General features: G+C 52.4%; 2 rRNA genes. Both read right to left on the bottom strand.

The window, feature by feature from the left end:
* Window positions 1–24: 24 nt before the first annotated feature.
* Window positions 25–140: ribosomal RNA gene (rrf, locus tag ABVT36_RS18550) — 5S ribosomal RNA — on the bottom strand.
* 204 nt (window positions 141–344) lie between these two features.
* Window positions 345–3,233, bottom strand: a 23S ribosomal RNA gene (locus ABVT36_RS18545).
* Between the last annotated feature and the right edge of the window lie 48 nt (window positions 3,234–3,281).

The raw sequence follows: 3,281 nt of genomic DNA, 5'->3' as shown, positions 1-3,281 counted from the left end.
TTGGGTGACCCTTTCTGTTTAGAAGCCTGACGATGACCTACTCTCACATGGGGAGACCCCACACTACCATCGGCGATGTTGCGTTTCACTGCTGAGTTCGGCAAGGGATCAGGTGGTTCCACAACTCTATGGTCGTCAGGCAAACTGGCTTGGGTTGGCTCGGTCTTAAGAAGCCGCTCTTGAACAGCTACTCCGCCCGCCTGTTATCGCTGTTTGCCTCGGTCAGTATGACCGGCGATAACCCCAAATAAGTCGGTAAAACACTCTGTAGTAATACACCGCAAGCGTCGTGTGCCTCTACACCACAATCCACTCACTCAATCGTCAGTAACCATCTCTGTTGTATGGTCAAGCCTCACGGGCAATTAGTACTGGTTAGCTCAACGCTTCACAGCGCTTCCACACCCAGCCTATCAACCTGGTAGTCTTCCAGGGCCCTTCAGGGGACTCGAGGTCCCAGGGAGATCTCATCTTGAAGGAGGCTTCCCGCTTAGATGCTTTCAGCGGTTATCCCGTCCGAACATAGCTACCCGGCAATGCCACTGGCGTGACAACCGGAACACCAGAGGTTCGTTCACTCCGGTCCTCTCGTACTAGGAGCAACTCTTCTCAAATCTCCAACGCCCACGGCAGATAGGGACCGAACTGTCTCACGACGTTCTAAACCCAGCTCGCGTACCACTTTAAATGGCGAACAGCCATACCCTTGGGACCGGCTTCAGCCCCAGGATGTGATGAGCCGACATCGAGGTGCCAAACACCGCCGTCGATGTGAACTCTTGGGCGGTATCAGCCTGTTATCCCCGGAGTACCTTTTATCCGTTGAGCGACGACCCTTCCATACAGAATCGCCGGATCACTATGACCTACTTTCGTACCTGCTCGACATGTCTGTCTCGCAGTCAAGCGCACTTATACCATTATGCTCATTGCATGATTTCCGACCATGCTGAGTGCACCTTCGTACTCCTCCGTTACTCTTTGGGAGGAGACCGCCCCAGTCAAACTACCCACCATACACTGTCTCCGATCCGGATCACGGACCTGGGTTAGAACCTCAAACATGCCAGGGTGGTATTTCAAGGGTGGCTCCACGATAACTGGCGTTACCGCTTCAAAGCCTCCCACCTATCCTACACAAGCAGGCTCAAAGTTCAGTGCAAAGCTGTAGTAAAGGTTCACGGGGTCTTTCCGTCTAGCCGCGGGTACACTGCATCTTAACAGCGATTTCAATTTCACTGAGTCTCTGGTGGAGACAGCGTGGCCATCGTTACGCCATTCGTGCAGGTCGGAACTTACCCGACAAGGAATTTCGCTACCTTAGGACCGTTATAGTTACGGCCGCCGTTTACCGGGGCTTCGATCAAGAGCTTCGCCGAAGCTAACCCCATCAATTAACCTTCCGGCACCGGGCAGGCGTCACACCCTATACGTCCTCTTACGAGTTTGCAGAGTGCTATGTTTTTAATAAACAGTCGCAGCCACCTGGTCACTTCGGCCACCAACAGCTTACGGAGCAAGTCCGATCACCGTCAGCGGCGTACCTTCTCCCGAAGTTACGGTACCATTTTGCCTAGTTCCTTCACCAGAGTTCTCTCAAGCGCCTTGGTATTCTCTACCTGACCACCTGTGTCGGTTTCGAGTACGGTTCTCTATTGCCTGAAGCTTAGAAGTTTTTCCTGGAAGCAGGGCATCAACCACTTCGTCTCATAATGAGACTCGTCATCAGTTCTCAGCCTTCTCATTTAAGAGTATGACCCGGATTTGCCTAAGTCATAAGCCTACAACCTTAAACATGGACAACCAATCGCCATGCTGGCCTAGCCTTCTCCGTCACTCCATCGCAGCAATAGCGAGTACAGGAATTTTAACCTGTTTCCCATCGACTACGGCTTTCGCCCTCGCCTTAGGGGCCGACTAACCCTGTCCCGATTAGCGTTGGACAGGAAACCTTGGTCTTCCGGCGGGGAGGTTTTTCACCTCCCTTATCGTTACTCATGTCAGCATTCGCACTTGTGATACCTCCAGCCAACCTCCCGGTCAACCTTCAGCGGCTTACACAACGCTCCTCTACCATGCCCGAAGGCATCCGCAGCTTCGGTTACCAGTTTAGCCCCGGTATATCTTCCGCGCGGGCCGACTCGACTAGTGAGCTATTACGCTTTCTTTAAAGGATGGCTGCTTCTAAGCCAACCTCCTAGCTGTCTGGGCCTTCCCACATCGTTTCCCACTTAACTGGTATTTGGGACCTTAGCTGGCGGTCTGGGTTGTTTCCCTTTCCACGACGGACGTTAGCACCCGCCGTGTGTCTCCCGCGATTGCACTCCACGGTATTCGGAGTTTGCATGGGGTTGGTAAGTCGGGATGACCCCCTAGCCCAAACAGTGCTCTACCCCCGTGGGTGAGACGCGAGGCGCTACCTAAATAGCTTTCGAGGAGAACCAGCTATCTCCCGGCTTGATTAGCCTTTCACTCCGATCCACAGGTCATCCCCTAATTTTTCAACATTAGTGGGTTCGGTCCTCCAGTTGATGTTACTCAACCTTCAACCTGCCCATGGATAGATCGCCGGGTTTCGGGTCTATTGCCTGCAACTAAACGCCCTATTAAGACTCGATTTCTCTACGGCTCCCCTAAACGGTTAACCTTGCTACAGACAATAAGTCGCTGACCCATTATACAAAAGGTACGCAGTCACCCCGTAGGGCTCCTACTGCTTGTACGTATACGGTTTCAGGATCTATTTCACTCCCCTCTCCGGGGTTCTTTTCGCCTTTCCCTCACGGTACTGGTTCACTATCGGTCAGCTGGGAGTATTTAGCCTTGGAGGATGGTCCCCCCATGTTCAGTCAAGATAACACGTGTCCCGACCTACTCGATTTCACTTCATATGCCTTTTCGTGTACGGGGCTATCACCCTCTATCGCGGAACTTTCCAGATCCTTCCACTAAAACATAAGAAGCTTAAGGGCTAATCCCCGTTCGCTCGCCGCTACTAAGGGAATCTCGGTTGATTTCTTTTCCTCCGGGTACTTAGATGTTTCAGTTCCCCGGGTTCGCCTCACATGCCTATGGATTCAGCATGTGATACCTGTAAACAGGTGGGTTTCCCCATTCGGAAATCCCTGGATCAAAGCTTGTGTGCCAGCTCCCCAGGGCTTATCGCAGGCTCCTACGTCCTTCATCGCCTCCAGCTGCCAAGGCATCCACCGTATACGCTTAGTCGCTTGACCATACAACACAAACGACTACTAACGACTTTAACATTCAGACTCGACAAT

Origin of the sequence: Microbulbifer sp. TYP-18 (assembly GCF_040932045.1) — a bacterium.
Classification (GTDB): Bacteria; Pseudomonadota; Gammaproteobacteria; order Pseudomonadales; family Cellvibrionaceae; genus Microbulbifer.
The sequence above is the reverse complement of the archived record's forward strand: the minus strand, read 5'-3'. Positions and strand labels throughout refer to the sequence as shown.